The 21,507-nt window shown below is 38.7% G+C and carries 18 protein-coding genes; 11 read left to right on the forward strand and 7 right to left on the reverse strand.

The genetic code is table 11. The features are described 5' to 3' along the window. Positions 1 to 29 precede the first annotated feature (29 nt). The gene (locus tag ESV24_RS05960) at positions 30 to 2,294 is read left to right on the forward strand and encodes a zinc-dependent metalloprotease (RefSeq protein ID WP_111814459.1); all 2,265 of its coding nucleotides are present in this window, start codon (positions 30 to 32) and stop codon (positions 2,292 to 2,294) included. 177 nt (positions 2,295 to 2,471) lie between these two features. On the opposite strand, the gene ESV24_RS05965 is transcribed toward ESV24_RS05960, so the two are convergent. From ESV24_RS05965 to ESV24_RS05975, 3 genes are all read right to left on the reverse strand, one after another. Continuing rightward, on the reverse strand, positions 2,472 to 3,008 hold the full coding sequence (locus ESV24_RS05965; protein ID WP_111814457.1) for a hypothetical protein: 537 nt from the start codon (positions 3,006 to 3,008) through the stop codon (positions 2,472 to 2,474). Between the two features lie 144 nt (positions 3,009 to 3,152). Beyond that, positions 3,153 to 3,896 (reverse strand): hypothetical protein, encoded by a 744-nt coding sequence (locus ESV24_RS05970; protein WP_111814455.1) that lies wholly within the window; start codon positions 3,894 to 3,896, stop codon positions 3,153 to 3,155. 4 nt (positions 3,897 to 3,900) lie between these two features. Continuing rightward, positions 3,901 to 4,059, reverse strand: a complete 159-nt coding sequence (locus ESV24_RS05975; protein WP_111814453.1) for a YqaE/Pmp3 family membrane protein — start codon at positions 4,057 to 4,059, stop codon at positions 3,901 to 3,903. A gap of 315 nt (positions 4,060 to 4,374) precedes the next feature. Between ESV24_RS05975 and lysS the strand changes: the two genes are divergently transcribed. The 5 genes from lysS to ESV24_RS05995 all read left to right on the forward strand — a co-directional run bounded on the left by lysS (position 4,375) and on the right by ESV24_RS05995 (position 8,935). After that, entirely contained in the window at positions 4,375 to 6,066 is a 1,692-nt protein-coding gene (lysS, locus tag ESV24_RS05980; RefSeq protein WP_111814451.1) for a lysine--tRNA ligase, read from the forward strand. Positions 6,067 to 6,279: 213 nt separating this feature from the next. Continuing rightward, complete coding sequence (locus ESV24_RS15265) at positions 6,280 to 6,426, forward strand: hypothetical protein (protein WP_160110584.1); 147 nt, start codon at positions 6,280 to 6,282, stop codon at positions 6,424 to 6,426. Between the two features lie 38 nt (positions 6,427 to 6,464). Further along, complete coding sequence (locus ESV24_RS05985) at positions 6,465 to 7,721, forward strand: fibronectin type III domain-containing protein (RefSeq protein WP_111814447.1); 1,257 nt, start codon at positions 6,465 to 6,467, stop codon at positions 7,719 to 7,721. Positions 7,722 to 8,073: 352 nt separating this feature from the next. Next, positions 8,074 to 8,487 (forward strand): hypothetical protein, encoded by a 414-nt coding sequence (locus ESV24_RS05990; RefSeq protein ID WP_111814445.1) that lies wholly within the window; start codon positions 8,074 to 8,076, stop codon positions 8,485 to 8,487. A 103-nt stretch (positions 8,488 to 8,590) separates the two neighbouring features. Beyond that, positions 8,591 to 8,935 (forward strand): hypothetical protein, encoded by a 345-nt coding sequence (locus ESV24_RS05995; protein ID WP_111814443.1) that lies wholly within the window; start codon positions 8,591 to 8,593, stop codon positions 8,933 to 8,935. A gap of 106 nt (positions 8,936 to 9,041) precedes the next feature. On the opposite strand, the gene hemL is transcribed toward ESV24_RS05995, so the two are convergent. The 3 genes from hemL to ESV24_RS06010 all read right to left on the reverse strand — a co-directional run bounded on the left by hemL (position 9,042) and on the right by ESV24_RS06010 (position 12,264). Beyond that, positions 9,042 to 10,331 (reverse strand): glutamate-1-semialdehyde 2,1-aminomutase, encoded by a 1,290-nt coding sequence (hemL, locus tag ESV24_RS06000; RefSeq protein WP_111814441.1) that lies wholly within the window; start codon positions 10,329 to 10,331, stop codon positions 9,042 to 9,044. 171 nt (positions 10,332 to 10,502) lie between these two features. Continuing rightward, complete coding sequence (locus tag ESV24_RS06005; protein WP_111814439.1) at positions 10,503 to 11,339, reverse strand: glucosaminidase domain-containing protein; 837 nt, start codon at positions 11,337 to 11,339, stop codon at positions 10,503 to 10,505. Between the two features lies 1 nt (position 11,340). After that, entirely contained in the window at positions 11,341 to 12,264 is a 924-nt protein-coding gene (locus ESV24_RS06010; RefSeq protein ID WP_394364087.1) for a 1-aminocyclopropane-1-carboxylate deaminase/D-cysteine desulfhydrase, read from the reverse strand. A 359-nt stretch (positions 12,265 to 12,623) separates the two neighbouring features. On the opposite strand from ESV24_RS06010, the gene ESV24_RS06015 reads away from it, so the two are divergent. The 5 genes from ESV24_RS06015 to ESV24_RS06035 all read left to right on the forward strand — a co-directional run bounded on the left by ESV24_RS06015 (position 12,624) and on the right by ESV24_RS06035 (position 18,877). Next, the gene (locus tag ESV24_RS06015; RefSeq protein WP_170227868.1) at positions 12,624 to 13,343 is read left to right on the forward strand and encodes a hypothetical protein; all 720 of its coding nucleotides are present in this window, start codon (positions 12,624 to 12,626) and stop codon (positions 13,341 to 13,343) included. A gap of 11 nt (positions 13,344 to 13,354) precedes the next feature. Next, entirely contained in the window at positions 13,355 to 14,215 is an 861-nt protein-coding gene (locus ESV24_RS06020) for a hypothetical protein (RefSeq protein WP_111814435.1), read from the forward strand. Positions 14,216 to 14,238: 23 nt separating this feature from the next. Then, positions 14,239 to 15,126: a hypothetical protein gene (locus ESV24_RS06025; RefSeq protein ID WP_111814433.1), complete on the forward strand. Its 888-nt coding sequence runs from the start codon at positions 14,239 to 14,241 to the stop codon at positions 15,124 to 15,126. Positions 15,127 to 15,175: 49 nt separating this feature from the next. Beyond that, positions 15,176 to 18,349, forward strand: a complete 3,174-nt coding sequence (locus ESV24_RS06030) for a choice-of-anchor B family protein (RefSeq protein ID WP_111814431.1) — start codon at positions 15,176 to 15,178, stop codon at positions 18,347 to 18,349. 294 nt (positions 18,350 to 18,643) lie between these two features. Next, positions 18,644 to 18,877 (forward strand): hypothetical protein, encoded by a 234-nt coding sequence (locus tag ESV24_RS06035; RefSeq protein WP_111814429.1) that lies wholly within the window; start codon positions 18,644 to 18,646, stop codon positions 18,875 to 18,877. Positions 18,878 to 18,924: 47 nt separating this feature from the next. Here ESV24_RS06035 and ESV24_RS06040 read toward each other — a convergent pair whose 3' ends face one another. Beyond that, entirely contained in the window at positions 18,925 to 21,417 is a 2,493-nt protein-coding gene (locus tag ESV24_RS06040; RefSeq protein WP_111814427.1) for a DUF5686 and carboxypeptidase-like regulatory domain-containing protein, read from the reverse strand. Positions 21,418 to 21,507 lie beyond the last annotated feature (90 nt).

Consider the following 21,507-nt stretch of genomic DNA (forward strand, 5'->3'; position numbering starts at 1 on the left):
TCTAAATATTCATATAAATTACACTAAAAATGAAAAAAAGTACTTTTAAACCATTTCTGATTGTATGTTTATTGCTTTTAAGCTTTGGAATACAAGCTCAGAATGCGTTGTGGAACAAAGTTTCCAACACAGAAACGCAAAACAGACAGAAAACCTTCCGCAAGACAATACCGCAGGATTTTAATTTATTTTCACTCAACACTTCCGCTTTAAAAAATCAATTGGGACAAGCTCCCGCGAGATTCAGTGGTCTTTCAAACGTTATTATTGAATTGCCAACAAACAATGGCGAGTTGCAACATTTCCGTGTGTATGAGGCTTCCGTTATGGAACCTATTTTACAGGCACAATACCCAAACATCCGTTCATATGCCGCACAGGGAATTGAGGATGGTTCTGCCGTTGCACGCTTTAGTGTTTCAGACGCAGGTGTAAACGTGATGATTTCATCAGTTCACTATTCAACAATATACATTGATCCTTACACTAAGGACAAAAATTATTACATTTCATACAATGTTAATAGCCTACCCGCAGACCCTAATGGTTTTGAATGCTTGGTTGAAGAAGCCATAGGCCCAGAATTGGATATGGAACAAAGAAATGCTGATGATGGTATGTTAAGAACCTATAGATTGGCATTGGCCTGTACTGGTGAATATGCTTTTTATCACTGGTCTGTTCAGGCAGGAATTGACCCAAGTGCTCCCGATGCTGTAAAAAAAGCCGAAGTACTTTCAGCGATGAACACCAGTATGACCCGCGTAAACGGTGTGTATGAAATAGACGTTGCGTTAACTATGGTTCTTGTAGCCAACAATACTGATGTTATTTATCTGAATGCTGGTACTGATCCTTACACCAATAATAATGGATTTACAATGCTTGGCCAAAACCAATCTAATATTGATAGCGTTATTGGCTCCGCAAATTATGACATCGGCCACGTATTCAGTACTGGAGGTGGTGGAGTTGCCGGTCTTCGTGTACCTTGCGTAAATGGTCAAAAAGCCAGAGGCGTAACAGGTTTGGGTGCGCCAATTGGAGACTTTTATGATATTGACTATGTAGCACACGAAATGGGCCATCAATTTGGCGCAAACCATACATTTAATGGAACCGCTGGGGCTTGTGGTGGTGGGAATAGGAATCTTGCTACAGCCTTTGAACCTGGAAGTGGCTCCACAATCATGGCGTATGCCGGTATTTGTGGAGGTCAAAATGTTCAAGCACATAGTGATTCCTATTTTACCGCAATAAGTATTCAGGAAATGTGGAGTTTTATTAGTAATGGTCAAGGGCAATGTTCTGTAAATACACCAACTAATAATTTGCCTCCTACTGCCGACGCAGGAATTGATTATACAATTCCAAAATCTACTCCATTTATCTTACAAGGAGTTGCCACTGATCCAGATGGCGGCAATGTGCTTTCACACTGTTGGGAACAAATGGATAACCAAAATTCTCCACAGCCACCACAAAACACTTCAACCTCAGGGCCAGCATTTAGATCAATAAATCCATTGCCAGATCCAGAGAGATATATGCCAGCATTAGCGACTGTTATAAACAATCAAACACAAACTACTTGGGAGGTTGTTCCTTCAGTTGGAAGACTTTTGCGTTTCCGCTATACTGTTCGCGATAATGCTGCCGGCGGCGGATCAACAGCAAGCGACAATATGAATGTTAACGTTGAGGGAACTGCTGGACCATTCTTGGTAACTTCACAAGCAGTTCCTACTACTTGGACTATCGGAAATACCGAAAACATTACTTGGGATGTTGCCGGAACAAATGTTGCTCCCGTAAATAGCCCAAATGTAGATATATGGTTTTCAACCGATGGCGGGCAAACATATCCCGTTAGCATTGCTTTAAACGTGCCAAACACTGGTAGTGCGTCAATCAATGTACCAAACGTTAACACAACCACTGGTAGGTTAATGGTAATTTCATCAAACAATATTTTCTATGACCTTAACAATGCAGTTATTACTGTTGATGGAATTGTAGGTGTTGAAGACTTTACGTTTGATAATTTTGCGGTTTATCCAAACCCATCAAACGGAACTTTCAACCTTACATTCAAGCCTGCTTCAAATGATAATATTGAAGTTGCACTTTATGATTTAAGAGGAAGAGCCATCAGTCAATCTACTTTTGATGATGTTTCAGCATCAAGTACTTTCAGCAAACAATTGGATTACAATTATGTTCAAAGCGGAATGTACTTCCTTGTTGTGAAAAACGGCAATAAAGTAACTACCAAGAAGGTTGTTAAGAATTAAGTTTCAATAACAATTGCTTATAAAAAAGAGGCGTTCAGATTGAACGCCTCTTTTGTTTTATAGATTTAGAAAACAAGAGTTAAAGGAAACAGGACATAAGGGAAACAAGAGAATTCTCGATATATCAGGAAACCGTCTTAGTTCCAGTAGCGAAGCGGTCTTGGTTCTTGGATCTTTTTACATCTTCACCATTTCCGAAATATGCGTAACTACCTGCGAAGTTTTTTCCACTTTAAATTTAAGGTCGAAAGTAATTCCTTGGCTGCTTTTTTCAACTAAAAGTTTTCCGTTGGTTACAGGATAATAGCCGGCTTCGCCTTTACAGAAGCAGTGCTTTCCATATAGCAAATTTACATCGGTCAAAGAAGCGTCTACCTTTCGCAAGGTAGTTGTGGCAGTAGGAATTTCAAAATGAATGGTTTCAGAATAATCACCATCCACAGTACCTTCCGGCCCTTCTTTGGAATAGGTGTAAACTACAACCATATTTTCTCCAGCTGCCATTTCTGGATAGGTAGCGCCAGTGCCATCTTCCTTTATAACCAAACGCTTGTTTTTGTGGACCATCACGCTGCAAGTTCCTTCTTCGGGGCAGCCCGTAACTTTATTTTCTACTTGTTCCATTTTCGTGTTTTCTGATGAAATTACTGTTCCCGTCTGCGTTTTGCAGGCATTGACAAAAAAGAGTGGAATTAAAAAATATAATGCTTTCATAATTTATTTATTTATTTGTGTTTCACTAATTTGTTACTCATTATCCAGCTTCAAGCTTCAAGCCTCCAACATCCAGCTTCCAACATCCAGCTTCCAACATCCAGCTTCCAACATCCAGCTTCCAACATCCAGCTTCCAACATCCCTAATTTTCCAATTCAACCTCTAAATCAAGTAAATCCGGATTATTGAAATATTCTATAAAAGGTGCCTGAATACTAACCGTTTTTTTGTCTTCTGAAAAAGTAGCTTCCGGATTTGATGTTTTCTTTATTTTCTTCGGAAAGGTATAATTCAAAGTATAATTGGATCCGCCCATAAACGCTTCAGCCTGTTTCATACTGTCCACCTGCTGTTGGTGCATTTTTTTATCTTTTATATAGGCATCGCGTTTAAAAGTACCCTTTTTAAATGAATAATTTACCCCAATAATTTCTGGGGAATCTTCTTCTTTTTTAGTCTCTTGGGAATTGGAATCCATATTTGGCATCAAATTGCTTGCCTGCTCCAGTCCGTTCAAAATATCGTTCGCCTCACTTATGTTTTTGAATTTTGTTGAAATATCATAAACCATTTCGGAAGTTTCCGAGTTCATAATTATGTGAATATTAAAATTTTCAAGCTTCTTCAATTTCTCCTGTTCTATTGCAGAAAGTTTGGAAATACTATCTTTTTTTTCTTCTAAAAACTGCTTCATATAAACAATGGTATCCATTTTTACTTCCATAGAATCAGTAACGGCCGCGCCGCCAAAGGCCATCATTTCGTTCATGTTTACTTCCACAGTCATGGTTCCGCTACCATCTTCATTCATAACCATGGTTTCGGTAAATTGGCAACTTGTGGCAGTAAAAGCCAAGGCAAAAAGGAATAGTAATTTTTGTATCATTTGATTATTTTTTAGGGTTGTTCAAAATAATTAACGCGGCAATCACACCCGGAACCCAACCGCAAACGGTAAGTATAAAAACGATCAAAACGGAACCACAACCCTTACCAATTACGGCAAGTGGCGGGAAAAGAATTGCTAACAGAACTCTCCATATATTCATAGAAAACAAATTTACGATTAATATTTAAGCTATGTGTCAAGCCATTTTTCCTTTTGTTACAAGATTTTATTTTTAACCACAAAGTTTAAAGAGTTTTACACAAATGGCATAAACTTTTTCTCTGTGTGCTTCGTGCCTACTTTGTGTTCTCTGTGGTTTTTTTTACAACTAGTGCTTCATTCTCTCTTATAACTATCATTTTGAAATTTGAAATTGGTTTTTTTTTGGGATTTGGAATTTGAGATTTGGAATTTATGTTTTAGTATATAGAACTTCCTTTCCCTATCTTTGCACGTCATTTTTTAGAAAAAATCTATGCAACTTTCTGAACTGGAAATCATCCGAAGAGAAAAACTACAACAGCTACGCGATCGTGGAATCAATCCCTATCCCGCAGATTTATACCCTGTAAACAACACTTCAAAAAAGATAAAGGATAATTTTGAGGAGGGAAAAAAGGTGGTAATTGCCGGAAGGTTGATGTCCCGAAGAATTCAGGGAAAAGCTTCCTTTGCTGAACTTCAGGATGCTGACGGACGCATACAAGTGTATTTTAATCGCGACGAAATTTGTACAGGCGAAGACAAAACCCTTTACAACGAAGTATATAAAAAACTGTTGGATATTGGCGATTTCATAGGTATTGAAGGCGAATTATTCAACACTCAAGTAGGCGAAAAAACCGTAATGGTAAAAAACTTCACCCTACTCAGCAAAGCCTTAAAACCGTTGCCACAACCGCGTGTTGATGCCGACGGAAAAGTACACGACGCCTTTACAGACCCTGAACAACGTTACCGCCAACGCTATGCAGATTTGGTAGTGAACCCACACGTAAAGGAAATTTTTGTAAAGCGGACCAAGCTTTTCAACGCCATGCGAAGCTTCTTTAACGAGCGTGGCTATTTTGAAGTGGAAACTCCCGTTTTGCAACCCATTCCCGGCGGCGCGGCGGCGCGACCTTTCACAACACATCACAATTCGTTGGACATTCCACTTTATATGCGAATTGCCAATGAGTTGTACCTAAAAAGATTGATTGTCGGTGGTTTCGACGGTGTTTATGAATTCTCCAAAAACTTCCGGAATGAAGGGATGGACCGCACCCACAACCCAGAATTTACCGCTATGGAAATTTACGTTTCCTATAAAGATTACAACTGGATGATGGATTTCTGCGAGCAGTTGCTGGAATTCTGCGCGATGGAAGTAAACGGCACTACAAAAGCTACCTTCGGAAATCACGAAATAGATTTTAAAGCGCCCTATCCAAGAGTAACCATGGCCAAAGCAATCCAAAACTTTACTGGTTTTGACATTACCGGAAAAACCGAGGATGAAATACGCAAAGCTGCTTTAGACATGAAAATTCCTGTGGATGATACTATGGGCAAAGGAAAACTGATTGATGAAATTTTCGGCGAAAAGTGCGAAGGCAATTACATTCAGCCAACCTTCATTACAGATTATCCAAAAGAAATGAGTCCACTCTGCAAAGAGCACCGCGAAAACCCAGAACTAACGGAACGTTTTGAACTTATGGTTTGTGGTAAAGAAATAGCAAACGCCTACAGCGAATTGAACGACCCCATAGACCAACGCGAACGTTTTGAAGCCCAACTAAAACTTGCAGACAGAGGCGATGACGAAGCAACGGCATTTATAGATTACGATTTCCTTAGAGCACTGGAATACGGTATGCCACCAACCAGCGGTATGGGCATCGGGATGGACCGTTTGGTTATGTTTCTTACAAACAATGCCTCCATACAGGAAGTGCTTTTCTTCCCACAAATGCGCCCCGAAAAGAAAAAGGTGGAAATGACTGAGGATGAAAAAGCGGTTTACACAATTTTAAAAGCGAACTCGCCAATTGCTTTGGAAGATCTAAAAGCCCAAAGCGGCCTAAGCAACAAAAAGTGGGACAAGGCCATAAAAGGTTTGACTGCTTCAAAATTGGCAAAGGTTGAAAAGCCGGATGAAGATTTGATGGTTTCGGGTTTATAAAAAAGCAATTACGAATATTTAAAAAAGGAAATTCCCGAAATGGAGTTTCCTTTTTTTAATGGCCGTTATATTTTAAAGTTTTATCTCGATAAGCGTCAAACCAAAAAGTGCCCGATACAATGTGAATGTAAAAGTCCAATTTGTTTATTGTTTGCCTCCCCCAATATATTTCTGAAGCAAACCCAGATTCACCAATTGCAAAATGCAATTATCATGTTGAGCGTTTTAAAAGTAAAACAGAAAAATGTAAACCAACAAAAGAAAATTCAAAACAGACTACCGCCTTCCATCAACCATCAACCATCAACCATCAACCCCTTTGTCTACCGAAGCTATTTCAGCGTAGGTGGAATCAACTAAAAACTTTTTACTACTTTTAGCAACTCAATTTTACTAAAATGAAGAAATTACTTTTTCTGGTCCTTATAGGCTTAATGATTACCGCTTGCGGAAAAGATGATAGTTATGATCCTGTAGAAACAGACACCCAAGCTCCTTCAAAACCCCTAAGCTTTACCGCCTCTGAACAAACTGAGACTTCTCTCAAACTCAGCTGGGCCGCCTCAACAGACAATGTGGGCGTTACTGGCTATCGTATTTATCAGGACGGTACAGCACTTGCAAACGTAATTACAAAAACAAATACAACCATAACAGGGTTAACAGAAGGCACGGCCTATAGTTTCTATGTCACCGCGATTGACGCTAAAAACAATGAGTCGGCTCCCAGCAATATTGTAGATGCTTTTACCGTAACCCAGCCTCTATCATTTTTGCCATTACTTTCAGAAATGGGAGTGTTTACTGGCACCCTTTCAAATTTAACACCCACGCAAGGAGTGCAGCTGTACGAAATAAACAGTACGCTCTTTTCAGATTATACTTATAAGCAACGGTTAATTCGCCTTCCCGAGGGACAAAGCATGCGCTATAATAATACCGATCTGTTACCTACCTTTCCAGATAATACCCTGATTTCCAAAACATTTTATTACAACATAGATGAACGCGACCCTTCATTGGGTAAAAAAATAATTGAAACACGTATTCTTCTTAAAGTAGACGGACAATGGCTTGTTGGAGATTATATTTGGAACGCCGCCCAAACCGAAGCCACCTACCGCGAAACTGGCAGTACCGAAGCTATAAGTTATATTGATAAAAATGGCGACACCCAAAATGTAAACTATCAAATTCCGTCAAAACAGGATTGTTTTACTTGCCATAACAACAACGCAACCACCTTTCCTATCGGACCAAAATTGCGCAACTTAAATTTTGTTCCCTCCTATACAACCCAAAACCAATTGGATTATTTGGCCTCCGTTGGGCTCTTACAGGGCGTTAACCCAAGTAATGTAAGTGCTTTGCCCAATTGGGAAGATCAAACCTTATTGATTAAAGACCGCGCCCGGGCTTATGTGGATGTAAACTGCGCCCACTGCCACCAGCCCGGTGGTAGCGTTCCGTCAGGGTTCAATTTAGACCTTAGACTGGAAACCGATTTTAACAACACCGGTATCTATACAAACCGCGGCGAAATAATAGCAAGGTTTCAAAGTACGCTACCAACTTACCGTATGCCACAGTTAGGAAGAACTGTTGTCCACGGGGAAGCCTTACAAATGCTGAATGAATATATAGATTCTCTATAAAAGATTATTCTCCAAATATTTATCAAGAATTCTATTCAACCTGTCACACTGAGCGCAGTCGAAGTGTCACACTGAGCGCAGTCGAAGTGTCACACTGAGCGCAGTCGAAGTGCTGATCGAGCCTTGTCACACTGAGCGCAGTCGAAGTGCTGATCAAGCCTTGTCACACTGAGCGCAGTCGAAGTGCAGTCGTGACCTCGTTTAAAATCAGAAACCTAGAGTTGTGGACTGCGCTCGAACGGACATCAGAATTTTCTTTTTAGACAGCCTCCGTTATTTCAAAAAAGAGGTGCGATTAAACCTATTTAAAATTTCAACGTCATAGCTATGTTGAACAATAAAAATATACACTATGAAAAAAGCAATAATAATTTTTATGGCGCTTATCACTTTCGCCCTAACAGCACAGAACAAAAATTCTGACAGAAGGGAGCAGCGTAAAGAGATGAAAGAAAATTTTACCCCAGAGCAAAAGGCTGAACTCAAAACGAAAAAAATGACACTTGCGTTAAATTTGGATGAATCGCAACAGCTAAAGGTGAAACAACTGATTCTGGAAAAGCAAAGAACAAAACCAGAGCGTCGCGAAAATAGAAGCGAAATGACCGGTACCGAAAAGTTTGAAGCAAAAAGCGCAATGCTGGACCGCCGAATAGCGATGAAGAAAGAATTGAAAAAAATTCTCACCGAAGAGCAAATCACAAAATGGGAAAATAGCCACAAACGCAAAAATCCCCGTGATAAAAGAAATTTTGAAAAAAAGTAGCTATTTAAATAATTCTTAAAATTTCTTCTTTTGGCGCAGTTATTGTTTTCAATGTATTTAAATTGGTTACTTTAGTAATCCCTAAATTTTTAAAACAACTAAAATGAAAAACATAATAGCAGTATTTGCATTTGCAGTAACAATGCTTTTTGGCGTTCAAAATGTCTCTGCCCAACAATTATCGCAAGATAAAAGCAGACCAGAAGTAATTGCCAAAGCTGAATCTGCCGAACTTACAGAAGCTTTAAATTTGAGTGGCGACCAAGGTCGTGCGGTTTTTAGAGCACTTGTAGCGAAAGAAGTAGGCTACCAAAAAAATGTGGAAGGCAAAGATGCCAAAAGCACATCAGTGGTTTCTGAAAAGAAAAAATTGGACGATCAGTTAAAGGAAGTAATGAAAAAAACTTTAAATGCTGAACAATATGCCCAGTGGCTCAAAATGAATTAATTAGTAATTAGATTAATATTAAAAGTAAGACCCTTTCTGAATTCAGAAAGGGTCTTTTTTATGGATAATAGCGCGATTTACTCTGTGTTCTCTGTGGTAAACCTTTCTACTTTAAAGTCTTTGCAACTTTTCTACAAGCTGCAATAGTGGTATCAAGGTCTTCATAGCTCAAAGCATCGCAGATAAACCAAGTTTCAAAAGCACTGGGAGCAATATATATTCCCTCATTTAGCATTCCGTGAAAAAACTTCTTGAAATTTTCATTATTCGCATTGGCAGCTGAAGTAAAATCAGTTACAGGCGTTTCAGAAAAATGCACAGAAATCATTGAGCCAATCCTGTTTATAGTAAACCTAACCCCTCCTGCATTGAACGTTTCATCCATACCTTTATGCAAGTATTCCGTCTTTTTGTTTATTGAATTAAAAACATCCTTATTCGCATTCAACTCCTTCAACATAGCCAATCCAGCCGCCATTGCCAATGGATTTCCGCTCAAAGTTCCAGCTTGGTAAACAGGGCCGATAGGTGCTAAATAATCCATTATCTCAGTTCGAGCAGCAAAGGCACCCACAGGCAATCCGCCACCAATAACTTTTCCGAAGGTTACAATATCTGCTTTTACACCTAACAATTCTTGTACACCACCAGCGGCAAGCCTAAAACCGGTCATAACCTCATCAAAAATTAAAAGGATATTATTTTCATCACAAAGCTTTCGTAAGCCTTGTAGAAAACCTTCTGCAGGTGCAATACAGCCCATATTTCCTGCTACGGGCTCTAAAATGATACAGGCTATTTCGTCCTTATTTGCGGTGATAACTTCTGCAACATTATCCAAATCATTATAGATGGCAAGCAGTGTATCTTTTGCGGTTCCTTCAGTAACACCAGGACTATTCGGCGTTCCGAAGGTAACTGCACCACTCCCCGCCTGAATGAGAAAAGAATCACTATGCCCGTGATAACAACCTGCAAACTTTATAATCTTATCTTTCCCAGCAAAGCCTCGTGCCAAACGCACTGCGCTCATACAAGCCTCGGTACCACTATTTACAAAACGGATTTTATCAACATTTGGTACCATTGATACTGCAAGTGCTGCAATTTCGGTTTCAATTGCCGTAGGCATCCCAAAAGATGTCCCTTTTTTGGCCTTTTCAATAACCGCATTTACTACAGGCTCATATGCGTGACCAAGAATCATTGGCCCCCAAGAATTTATATAGTCAATTAGTTTGTTGCCATCAACATCATATAGGTAAGCGCCTTTTGCCTTTTCAACAAAAATTGGATCACCGCCAACGGCTTTAAATGCACGAACGGGTGAATTTACACCACCCGGAATAACTTTTTGCGCCTCTACAAAAAGGGCGCTACTTCTTTGGTAATTCATATTAATATATCAGGGATTTTATTATTATTCTGAAGAAATAAACAAATTTTCATCGTTAAAATATTTTCTCCTAATTCTCTTTATTCTCTCCTCTTTCCTCTTTATTCTTTTCTCCTTCATCCGTCATCCGTCGCTCGTCGTTCATAGCTCATAACTCGTCGCTCTCCAAACTTATTGATTCTTCACAGGATGCAAATACAACACCTGCCCAATAGACAAATTATTACCTCTCAAACCATTGTACTCTTTTAATGTTTCCACAGTAAGATTAAATTTTCTGGAAATACTGTAAAGTGTATCACCTGCCCGTACAGCATAGGTTCCAATCTTCGAATCATCGGGATCAATACTACTCACTTTTCTACCCAAAACGTCATCATCATAAGCGGTAAGATTATACCTTTCAATAATACCGATAAGTTTGTCAGGATATTTAGGGTCTGTGGCGTAACCTGCCTTTCGCAAACCTTTGGCCCAGCCTTTATAATCGTCTTTTCGTAATTTAAACAAATCCTGATAACGGCTTCGCTGCGTTAGAAATAAAGAGTGATCTCTATAGGAATATTTAGGATCTTTATACTTTCTGAAACATTCCCCGCGTTCATCATCATCGTGATAAACACTATCGCCTTCCCATCCAGTGTGGCACTTTATTCCGAAATGGTTATTGGCCTTCATTGTAAGTTCTCCCGCACCAGCACCGCTTTCCAGAATACCCTGGGCAAGGGTAATGCTGGCGGGAATTCCATATTGCAACATTTCTTCTTTTGCTATTTCAGCATAGGTATTTATATAATTGGCAACGCGCTCACTGTAGGAAACATTAACAGGAACCTCCACAACTGCTGGTTCTTCTGCCTTGGTATCTTTCTCCTTTACAGTTTGGTTTACGCGAACTACCCGTTCGGTAGTATGCTTCTTTTTATACTTTGAAGCTGTTTTTTTGGATTTACAACTGCCAAAACAAATAATACATACAAGAAGAAGGAAAGTTAATCTGCCAATCATTTTATTCAATTATAGGAAGTTTTTTCTTTTTCAATTTTTGGTTCATTCCGGCTATGCCCTGCAAGCCACCCGTATGAATGGCAAAAATACGGCTATTTTCTTTGAAATACCCATTTTTTAGAAGATCCATAATGCCATACATCATTTTTCCGGTATAGATAGGATCTAATGGAATATCCGTTTTTTCTTTAAACTCATTTATAAAACGCACCAAATCTCTATCTATTTTGCCGTAACCTCCAAAACAGTAAGAATCGGTAATCTCAAAATTGGTTTTGGAAGTATATTTGGCGATTTCTGAAGTTTGAAATGTTCCTTTTAATGCTGAAAAACCCAGAACATTTTGGTTTTCATTTGAACCCTTCACCAATCCCGCCATAGTACCACCAGTACCCACGGGAACGCATATATAGTTTGCTGAAAATCCATTTTCATCCAAAATTTCTTCACATCCTTTTACTGCTAATGCATTGGTGCCTCCTTCCGGCAACAAATAAAAATCGCCAAATTGGTTTTTCAGATTAGTTATGAATTCGGCTTTGTCCTTACCTCTATAATCTTCCCGTGAAATAAAATAAAGCTGCATACCACAGCTTTTGGCAAAAGAAAGGGTTGCATTTTCTGAAATCTCTTCTTTCAGTTCCGCGCCCCGAATCACTCCTATGGTTTCAAAACCCAATTCTTTACCCGCAGCGGCCACCGCTGCAATATGATTAGAGAAAGCTCCACCAAATGTAAGTAGCACTTTGTATCGCTGTTCTTTGGCGGCTATCAGATTGTATTTGAGTTTTCTGAATTTATTCCCGGAAACAAAAGGATGTAATAAATCTTCTCTTTTTATAAATAATTTATAGCCTTCAATACCGAAAAGCGAAAGATCTATTTCCGCAATAGGTACCGCATTGGCCATCAATAGGTCTTCCATAATGGCAAAGATAAGTATTGAACCTAGAAATGGAAATCCATAATCTGATGCTCCTACAAAAAATCTTACAAATTCATAATTAAAAGTTAATTAATGTAGGAAATGACTGATAATTAATGACTTATTTTTTAATTCCTTTAACTTTTATCCCAAAAAGCTTGCACTTTATCGAATTTATATCATATTATTGTACCATATTTTCAACATAACCCCAAATTATGAAAATAAAATTACCTACGCTGTGGTCAGCTTTTGCGACCGCTCTTTTCTTATCTGCAAATATATCCTATGCTCAAGTAGGGATAAATACAACTACCCCTAACGGAATTTTAGAAATAAGCAGCCCCAACCAAGGCGTTGTGCTCCCTAGATTGGCACTTACCGCCACTAACGTTATGGCGCCTGCTACCAATCCGCAAACTGGTACAATCCCAACTGGAACTGTTGTTTATAATACAAATACAAATAATGTAATCACTGGCGGCATCAATTATTCTGTTACCCCTGGAATGTATGTTTGGATTACTAATAGATGGATACCGCAATTTGATCGTAAACAAAGTATGCTGTATAAATCTAATTTGGATTTAAGACCAGTATCATCTGGCGGGTATGTTAACATATCTGGACTAGCAAACAAAAGTTTTAACCCAACTTATACTGGTACATACCGCTTAAGTATTTCTGTTAACTATGGAGGAGGTAATGCGAAGGCTCCAAACCCAGGTCCGAATCCTGATCAATCAGATGGTAATCTCAATATAGCGAAAGCTTCTGGAAAATTTCGTCTCAACTTTGGAGGAACTAATTATGATATTCCAGTTCATGCCTACTCAACTTCCTATACTGCAGGCACAGGAACAAATTATTTTGCAATCTGGCAAGAATATTACACTACTAATTACATAACACTCACCGCTAATAGCCCAGTAAATTTCTCATTAACCTTCGATCAGGATGATTTAACTGAATTTTATGACAATGGAAATACCACTGTATACAGTGACCAGTTCGATGGTCGAGGCCGAATTTCGTTTGATTTACCGTGCACTGTTGAACTAACCTTCGTTGGAGATTAAAATTAAAAAACATGAAAAATAATTACTATATATCAAGATTTTTCAAAATAGGATTTCTTTTGATATTCCTTTTATTTAGTGCAACATCGTGGTGTCAAGTAGGAATTCAATCTACTTCTCCCAAGGGCGCATTAGATATTGGTTCATTGAATACTGGACTAGTTTACCCTACAGTATCTTTATCAGATATTAACACTCAAACAGTAAGCAATCCCAACGCTCCCAATTTAATTGCAGGAACAATTGTATATAATACTAACACTTCAGGCTCGGGCGACGGCAGCGTATACCCAGGCCTTTATTTTTGGGATGGAGCAAAATGGGTACCTCAATTCAGTAAAAGGGATAATAAGCTTTATTTCCAAAGTACAAGTCTCCGAACCCGATCTGATGCTGGTAGCGGTGGTAATCAAACCGTAGTTTTCAACAGCAATTCATTTACTCCAAAATTTAATGGCAAATATAGAGTGCTCGTAACAGTTCATTATGGTGGTGGTGAAGTTGATTCTCCTATCACCCCTCAATTTGCAAATTTTGTTTCAGAGGAAGGTGTATTTCGCTTTACATTCAGAGGAACTACAACACCATTTACATTAAAATCCTTTTCTGGAAAAAATAATGACAGACTATTTAAAGGCGGAACGGGAGGTGCTCAAAAGGTTTACAGCAATCAGTACAATCAAGGCTCCTATATTATTGAAGAAACTTTGGTTGCAAATACAGCTTATACTTTTGGCTTAACATTTAATCAAGAAACTGCTCCAGGTTTTGTAAACGACGGTAACGGAACCTCACCTTCAAATGGTCGTGGCTATATCAATCTCAATGACAACTTAAAATGTACTGTTGAGCTAAACTATATAGGCGAATAAAACAGCTATCTAAAACAAAGACCATGAAAATAGTAGATATAAAATATATTGGAAGCGCCTTCTTTGTATGTTTCGTTTTTATACAAACAACACTAGCCCAAGTAGGTGTGGGGACAACAAAACCTGAAGGAGCTTTACATTTAAAATCAACTTCCCAAGGGTTGGTAATTCCGCGCATTGCCCTTACTGCTAAAAATTCTGAAAACCCTGTAATAAATCCAAATGGCAGTAATTTGGTGGAAGGCACGGTAGTTTATAATACAAGTAAAACAAAGCTAGGAGCTAACGATGTTTATCCAGGTATCTATGCGTGGAGTGGTAGTGAGTGGAATCCTCAATTTATAATGGAAGAATACAAAAAATATACCCAAACTGGAAGTTATCAGCTCACTACTATTAGAGATGGTTATAGAACTCCTAGACCAGATGACGCAGATAATGTGGCTGGTCTAACAAATCAAGTGTTTAAACCTAAATATTCAGGCACCTATAGAATAGAAGTAAAAACAAACTTTTCTGCAGGTAAAATTAATGATTTCACAAGTTTGGACAAAATATCACTTGCAACCATGGAAGGAGCATTTTTCTTTAAAATTAATGGAGCCGGAGTTAACATTGATCCTTCCTCAGGGACTTATGATTATGAATTAGGATGGATGTACACACATTCCTACTCGGCGCAGAGTGAAATTGAATCTCCTACAATCCATGAAAGTTATTTAGTGCCACATTTTGAATCTGTAGTTCACTATGTATATTTTTTAGCAGACGAAAATTATACATTCAACCTTTCTAATTGTATGATAACTGGACATGAATATTTTGTAGGCAATGGAGACACTGGCGATGGTCAAGGCCGTATAGGTAACGATGTTCCCTGTACAGTTGAATTCACATTTATTGGAGATTAAATAATTATTCACTTAACAAATAACAAAAAAGAGAAAAGTACATTTAGTTATGAAGAAAAACCTACTCCTAATTTTTGCATTCTGCACATTTATTGCAACTGCCCAAACACCTTGTGTCAATGGTTTTGCTACGGTGGGTGGCAAAAGCTACCCCTGTAACGGTCTTACATTACAGAGCTATATTTCATCCGCCACAATGGGAGCGGCAGAAGCGCAAGATTCTTGGGGGTGGACAGATCCACAAAGTGGAAAGGAATATGCCATAGTAGCTTTGGACAATGGTACAGCTTTCGTTGATATCACAGATCCAATAGACCCAAAATATCTTGCAAGATTAGATAGTCAAGTGACCTCTAGCTTATGGCGTGATGTAAAAGTCTATAAAAATTTTGCTTTTATTGTAAGTGACGCTAATGGAAGACACGGAATGCAGGTTTTTGATCTTAAAAGGTTGAGAACCCTTACAGGGAACCCAGCAGTAACTTATACAAAAACACAGACTAACGGGAATTTATATTGGCATTCAAGCGCAGGCAGTGCACACAACATTGTTATTAACGAAGTCTCTGGCTATGCCTACATTTTAGGTTCGCAAGGATTCAATAGTGGAGGCCCAATTGTAATTAAACTTGATAATAACAATAACGGAATCCCCAATGATCCTGTTATAGTAAAACTATATTCAACACTTGGATATTGCCACGATGCCGAAGTAGTAACCTATGACGGCCCAGACCCAGATTATCAGGGAAGGGAAATAATGTTAGGGGCGTTTAGTGGCAACAATAAAGTAAATATTATAGATTTTACTAACAAGGCAAATCCAACAGTTATTTCATCAGTAACATATGGAGACAAATATTATACACATCAAGGCTGGTTTACGGAAGACAAAAAATTTTTTATAGCTGGTGATGAAGTTGACGAAGAAAACAAAGGATTCAATACCCGTACGCTGGTTTTTAATGTTGAAGATTTAGATAATCCTTCTCTAGTATATACACATTATGGAGCAACTCCGGCTATCGACCACAATGGATATGTAAGAGGAAATAGATATTATTTAGCCAACTACGCCGCAGGTGTTCGTATAATGAAAGTTGACGGTCTTAACAATCCATCACCAAGTATGACAGAAGTTAACTATTTCGATTGTTTTCCTCAAAACAACAATGCTGCGTTTAACGGTACCTGGAATGTTTACCCATACTTCGCAAGTGGTAATTTAATAGCCACTGGATTCGGTGATGGAAGTATTAATGGAGACGGAGGTCTATTTGTAATTAAAGATCCGCTTTATGATAACACCCCACCAAATGCCATCTGCCAAAACTACACCGCAACCCTAGACAAAAACACAGGCAGCATAACAATTACGGCAGCCGATCTAGACAACGGCTCAACAGACAATTTCGGCATAACCAAAAGAACACTTACCGGGCAAACCACATTTACTTGTAATGATATTGGGCAATCATTTAATGTAACCCTTACCGTGGAAGATGACTACGCGAACAAATCAACCTGCACGGCCACTGTTACCGTAGCAGCCGCCACAACAACCTACACAGGAAGTACATGGAACAACGGCGCTCCAGGTCCAGGCTCTAATGCTAAAATCAGCAATGATTACAATACTGCCTCAAAAGGAAGCATCGATGCTTGTACTTGTGAGATAGATGCAAGCAGAACGCTCACAATTGCAGCGGAAGATTACCTAAACGTTACTAAAGATATTACTGTAAATGGAAACCTTATAGTTGAGCATCAAGCTAGCGTTGTACAGCTTGATGACAATGCCATAGTTACAAATAATGGCACTGTAAACGTAAAGTACACAACCCCGTTTATGGTTCCAAAGGTATTTGTGGTAATGGGAAGCCCCATGACACTAGAAACCCGCGACGGAGCTTTTGCCGATTCGTATCAGTTTCTAAACCACTTAACCGAAAACTTTGTACCCAACCCAGAGGTAACCGCGCAATTTCCCGATGCTGAAAACTTTGCGGATGATAACGCAAACAACTGGGTAAATTATACTGGCGCAATAAACCCGGGTGAAGGCTATATATCACGCCCCCAGCTAGACGGCAACGACGGAAACAAAACCTATAACATGACGTTTGAGCAGGGCACACTCAACACAGGCCATATAGACTTCACCGTAAAATATAATGGCAATAAAAATAGTAGTCCAAATGTGCTTGCCAATCCATATCCATCGGCTATAAGCGCTGTAGATTTCATCAATACCAATTCCATGGTTAATGAAGTATATTTCTGGAATCCAAATACTCCCCCAAGTGCTGTATTGCCTGGGGCATATTCTATTAATTTTAGCATGCAGGACATCTCTATGTATAACTTAGCTGGCGGAACTTCTGCTCCTTCAGACCCTACCCAAACACCACCCAGCGGATACATCTCCACAGGGCAAGGTTTTGGCATAAAAGCTACCTCGGCCGGTATTGCTTCTTTCAGCAATTCTATGCGTGTAACCGGCAACAATAATACGGCGCCAAGGCCATCACAGGATGGCATAAACCGTATTTGGGTAAAGGTAAATAACGACCTATACCAAATGGGCAATAACACCCTTATAGCATTTTCTCCATTTGCTACTAGCGGAATAGATCAAGGCTATGACAGTAGAAGGCTCGCCACAATAGTTTCACTCTATACGCATCTTGAAAGTGGATCGAAAGAGTTCGGTATCCAAAGCAGGGAACCCTTTGAAGATGGGGTAAAAGTACTTATGGGCTTTTCTACCCTTTTGGATGAAAGTTTGGATTACACAATTTCAATTAAAGACATTGAAGGCATGGGCTTAGAAAATGCCACAGTGTTTCTTATAGATAATGAATTAAATATACTGACCAATTTATCTCAGGAATCCTATACTTTCAAGGCTGAAAAAGGAACTTACAACAGTCGTTTCACACTACAATTTAGAAGTAACGAGGTTCTAAGTGATACTCGTACAGGTCTTGAAAAAGTATCGGTATATCCCAATCCCACTTCCAGTATGTTAAACATTGTATCTCCAGAGGCAAAGGTTACCACCGTAGAAATATTCGACATAAGCGGAAGAAGGCTTCAAAGCATAGATTTTACTAACAACACCCGCTACGAACTTGATCTTAGCACCCTACAAAGCGCTGTGTATTTCGTAAAAATTAATACAGATCTGGGATCAGCTACAAAACAAATTATCAAACAATAAATCCCCACAATTAATTATTTGCTTAACCTGAAAAAAGGCTGTTTTAAAACAGTCTTTTTTTTATTTATAGTGATAACGTCCAATAAAAATCTTCCACTTTGTAAGTGTTAAAAGTAATTTTAACTATTTTAAAAAAGATACCATTTTACGGTATCCCGTAAAATAAGTTCATCCATCCTCCATAATTTAGTCCGGCTTTAACCCTAACATTATTCTGGGGAGAATACAAGGGTTAAACGCCATCCCTTACGAGATTCCGTAAGGGATGATTTTTTACCACTTTAAAGATCAATTATGAAATATAAAGTAATTCCTTTCAGCACCTATATAGACCATAGGGCAGGTTTTTCCAAACTTGTGGCGCTACAATTAGAACAGCTAATAAACAAATATTCAGAACAAGGCTGGACCTATTTAAGGATGGAAACCGTGAGCAATCATGTAAGCGGAAATAAAGGTTTTTTTCGCTTTCAGGTAAAACCAGACACTGTTATGGTCAGCAATATGTTAGTATTTATAAAGAAGTAGGAAGCTATAGTTCTCCGTAAAAAGAAATTGGATATAGAAGTCTTGTTTTAAAACGTAAAACCAAAAACTCCAGTAACCCCAAACTTACGAGCACCGGGATTGTCGAGATAATTTCCGCGGAAGTTGAAGTCTAATCTGAAAACACGGAAGATATTGCCCACCCCAACACTCCATTCCCAATAGATATCTTCAGGGGCTTGATAAACTATATTAGAAGCATTTACATCTTTGTTCTCTTGCGAAATTGTACCATATACAGCTCTAAAACCAACAACTTCACGCAGATCAAGCTTTCTGAGAAGCGGTATTCTAGAGAAAATTCTACCCCCAAAATTATGCTGCAAATGAAGCGAACCATAAGTATCGCTCACAAATTCATAATAATCCAATTGGGTAAAAGTATTGTATAGGCTAAAATAAGTCTGGTTTCCCGGTATCGGATTCAGTAAACTGAGCGGGACAGCGCCAATGGTAGTACCAACCTCAACGGTTGATAACAAGCGACCAATGCCTCCTATATTCCAAGGTTGCGTGTAAAGTGCCTGTATCTTTTTATACTCAAAATCACCACCCATTACGTCTTTCAACCCATAACTATAGCCAGCATAGAAAGACGGAAAGTCACCATCATTTATAATCGTTCGTTCCACGCCATAGCCTGAAGTTTTTCGGCCTGGAGCATATAAAAAACCTAATTGTATCTCAGCTTGCTTTAATTCGCTCTTTACTTCACCCGTAAATACGCCATCTTCCATTACCTTATAATCAATGCTGAAAGTTTCAGTCGCAGATTTCAATGTTCGGTAGGATCCTGTAAGGCGTAATACTAAATTCTTCCACGGTTCAATGTCAAATCCTAAGGTACTTAAGTTTATTCTTGAAAGCCTGTCATTGGCTCCAACTGATAATAATGATGAAGATGCAAGACTTCGCCCCAAAACGTCATTACTATTGGTCAAGCTTGCACCAGTTTGTTCTACATCGCGGCGATTACCACCAAAAATAGTAAGTCTGGATTTTCTGTCTAAAAGCAACTTGCCCGAAATACCATATTTGAAACGGTCATCTTTAAAACCATAGGCTCCAAAACCTTCCAATCTCCAAGGATCATTCTGACCAAAATAGGTTCTTCCTCCCAAACGGATGCGCAATCCTTCAGCTTCATTGAAGCCGAAAATTGAAAAAACTGGACCAACATCAAAATTGTTTACTTCGTAATAGCCGCTCGCTAAAGTTGCGCCTACGTTGTAAAGCGCCTTAAAACGTCGTACCGTTTTAAGTGTGTCCAGCATTTTATAAACGCCCGTTTCGTCCTTACTTAATTTTTCCATTCGGTTAGTATCCCAAAACTCATCGGGACGGTTATAAACCTCATAATTATATGGATCTACTTGCTGGGCATAAAACTGTTTGTCTTTTGGAATATCAAAAACATAATTATCATATAAGGTGGTACGCTTACCATAAACACCCCTAGCTTCTTCTTTCTTTTTAAAACTGAAATCGCTCATAAAATAATCCCGAGTAATTAGAAAGGTAGAATCGTTCAACACTTCAAACTCCTGTTCAATATAAACATCGCGAACCCAGTTTAGGTTTGCGCTTTTGGAAGCTTGCAGATTAATCTCTTTTATGGCCCAAGTAGTATCGTTCACCCAAAAATCGCCTTTAAAAGTCAATTCGTTTTTTCGGCGGGGGTAATACACAATATTATAACACCATTTGTTGTCGCGGTAAGCACTGTCGCGCAATACATAATTATATACATCTACTCCTGTTCGGGATAATGGACTTGTAAAAGCTTTATCGAAAAACTTCAGATAGTTGTCATAAACGTCATACTCACTGTAAAGATCTTTTACGAAAGCGATGAGCGTTTGGTTATTTTGAAAACCTGAATTCTTATTTCCCTGCAGGACTTCCTTTTCTTCAGAAAATGAATTATCGCCATATACTTTGGAAGCAGCCTCGTTTATGAAAATAGGCAAATACGTATTCCCAGTTACGTTTGAAGTATCGGTCTGGTCGAAAATGAATTCCATCCCCTTGAAAACTCTACTTTTAATAAGCGAACTGTCAATAGTGTTTAAGTCAAATTCAAGCTTTTCGTATTTATCGTACTGATACTGATTGAATTTTTTAACACCGTTCTCTCTCCTATTTTCCCATATCTTCCGAAGAATATCTAAGGCAGGATTGTTCTTTTTTGAAGTTTTTCCGCTGTAAACAACCACCTCATCCAAGGCTGAAGCGCTTTCTTCCACAACAACTTCCATGTTATAGGTGGTCCGAGAAGTGAGTTCCACCTCTGTTGTAGTATAGCCTATAAAAGAAAAAATAACGGTTTCGTACGTTTTATCGCTTTCTAAGTAAAAACGGCCATTCTCATCAGAGATAGTTCCCTCCTGCGAATCCTTAAAAATTACATTGGCAAAGGCTACTGGATAATCTGTAGCATCTTTTATAACACCGCTGACTTTGGTTTGAGAATATACCGAAGCACTTAAAGTCAAGAATAAAAAAAAGAATAGGTACTTCATATGGGGTACTTCGTAAGGGGTAAAAATTAAGGGCAAAGTTGAGATAACAAAAAATAAATTTCAAATAAACAACAAACTTTAAAAGTAAAA

The organism is Aequorivita lipolytica, from assembly GCF_007997135.1.
GTDB classification, from domain to species: Bacteria; Bacteroidota; Bacteroidia; order Flavobacteriales; family Flavobacteriaceae; genus Aequorivita; species Aequorivita lipolytica.

Excerpts from the sequence above, each read along its gene's own strand:
- ESV24_RS05985 (WP_111814447.1), top strand. The coding sequence starts at position 6,465 with ATGAAGAAATTACTTTTTCTGGTCCTTATAGGCTTAATGATTACCGCT.
- ESV24_RS06005 (WP_111814439.1), bottom strand. The coding sequence starts at position 11,339 with ATGATTGGCAGATTAACTTTCCTTCTTCTTGTATGTATTATTTGTTTT.
- ESV24_RS05960 (WP_111814459.1), top strand. The coding sequence starts at position 30 with ATGAAAAAAAGTACTTTTAAACCATTTCTGATTGTATGTTTATTGCTT.
- lysS (WP_111814451.1), top strand. The coding sequence starts at position 4,375 with ATGCAACTTTCTGAACTGGAAATCATCCGAAGAGAAAAACTACAACAG.
- ESV24_RS05965 (WP_111814457.1), bottom strand. The coding sequence starts at position 3,008 with ATGAAAGCATTATATTTTTTAATTCCACTCTTTTTTGTCAATGCCTGC.
- ESV24_RS06035 (WP_111814429.1), top strand. The coding sequence starts at position 18,644 with ATGAAATATAAAGTAATTCCTTTCAGCACCTATATAGACCATAGGGCA.
- ESV24_RS06025 (WP_111814433.1), top strand. The coding sequence starts at position 14,239 with ATGAAAATAGTAGATATAAAATATATTGGAAGCGCCTTCTTTGTATGT.
- ESV24_RS15265 (WP_160110584.1), top strand. The coding sequence starts at position 6,280 with ATGTTGAGCGTTTTAAAAGTAAAACAGAAAAATGTAAACCAACAAAAG.
- ESV24_RS05975 (WP_111814453.1), bottom strand. The coding sequence starts at position 4,059 with ATGAATATATGGAGAGTTCTGTTAGCAATTCTTTTCCCGCCACTTGCC.
- ESV24_RS05995 (WP_111814443.1), top strand. The coding sequence starts at position 8,591 with ATGAAAAACATAATAGCAGTATTTGCATTTGCAGTAACAATGCTTTTT.
- hemL (WP_111814441.1), bottom strand. The coding sequence starts at position 10,331 with ATGAATTACCAAAGAAGTAGCGCCCTTTTTGTAGAGGCGCAAAAAGTT.
- ESV24_RS06020 (WP_111814435.1), top strand. The coding sequence starts at position 13,355 with ATGAAAAATAATTACTATATATCAAGATTTTTCAAAATAGGATTTCTT.
- ESV24_RS05990 (WP_111814445.1), top strand. The coding sequence starts at position 8,074 with ATGAAAAAAGCAATAATAATTTTTATGGCGCTTATCACTTTCGCCCTA.
- ESV24_RS06030 (WP_111814431.1), top strand. The coding sequence starts at position 15,176 with ATGAAGAAAAACCTACTCCTAATTTTTGCATTCTGCACATTTATTGCA.
- ESV24_RS06040 (WP_111814427.1), bottom strand. The coding sequence starts at position 21,417 with ATGAAGTACCTATTCTTTTTTTTATTCTTGACTTTAAGTGCTTCGGTA.
- ESV24_RS05970 (WP_111814455.1), bottom strand. The coding sequence starts at position 3,896 with ATGATACAAAAATTACTATTCCTTTTTGCCTTGGCTTTTACTGCCACA.
- ESV24_RS06010 (WP_394364087.1), bottom strand. The coding sequence starts at position 12,264 with ATGGAAGACCTATTGATGGCCAATGCGGTACCTATTGCGGAAATAGAT.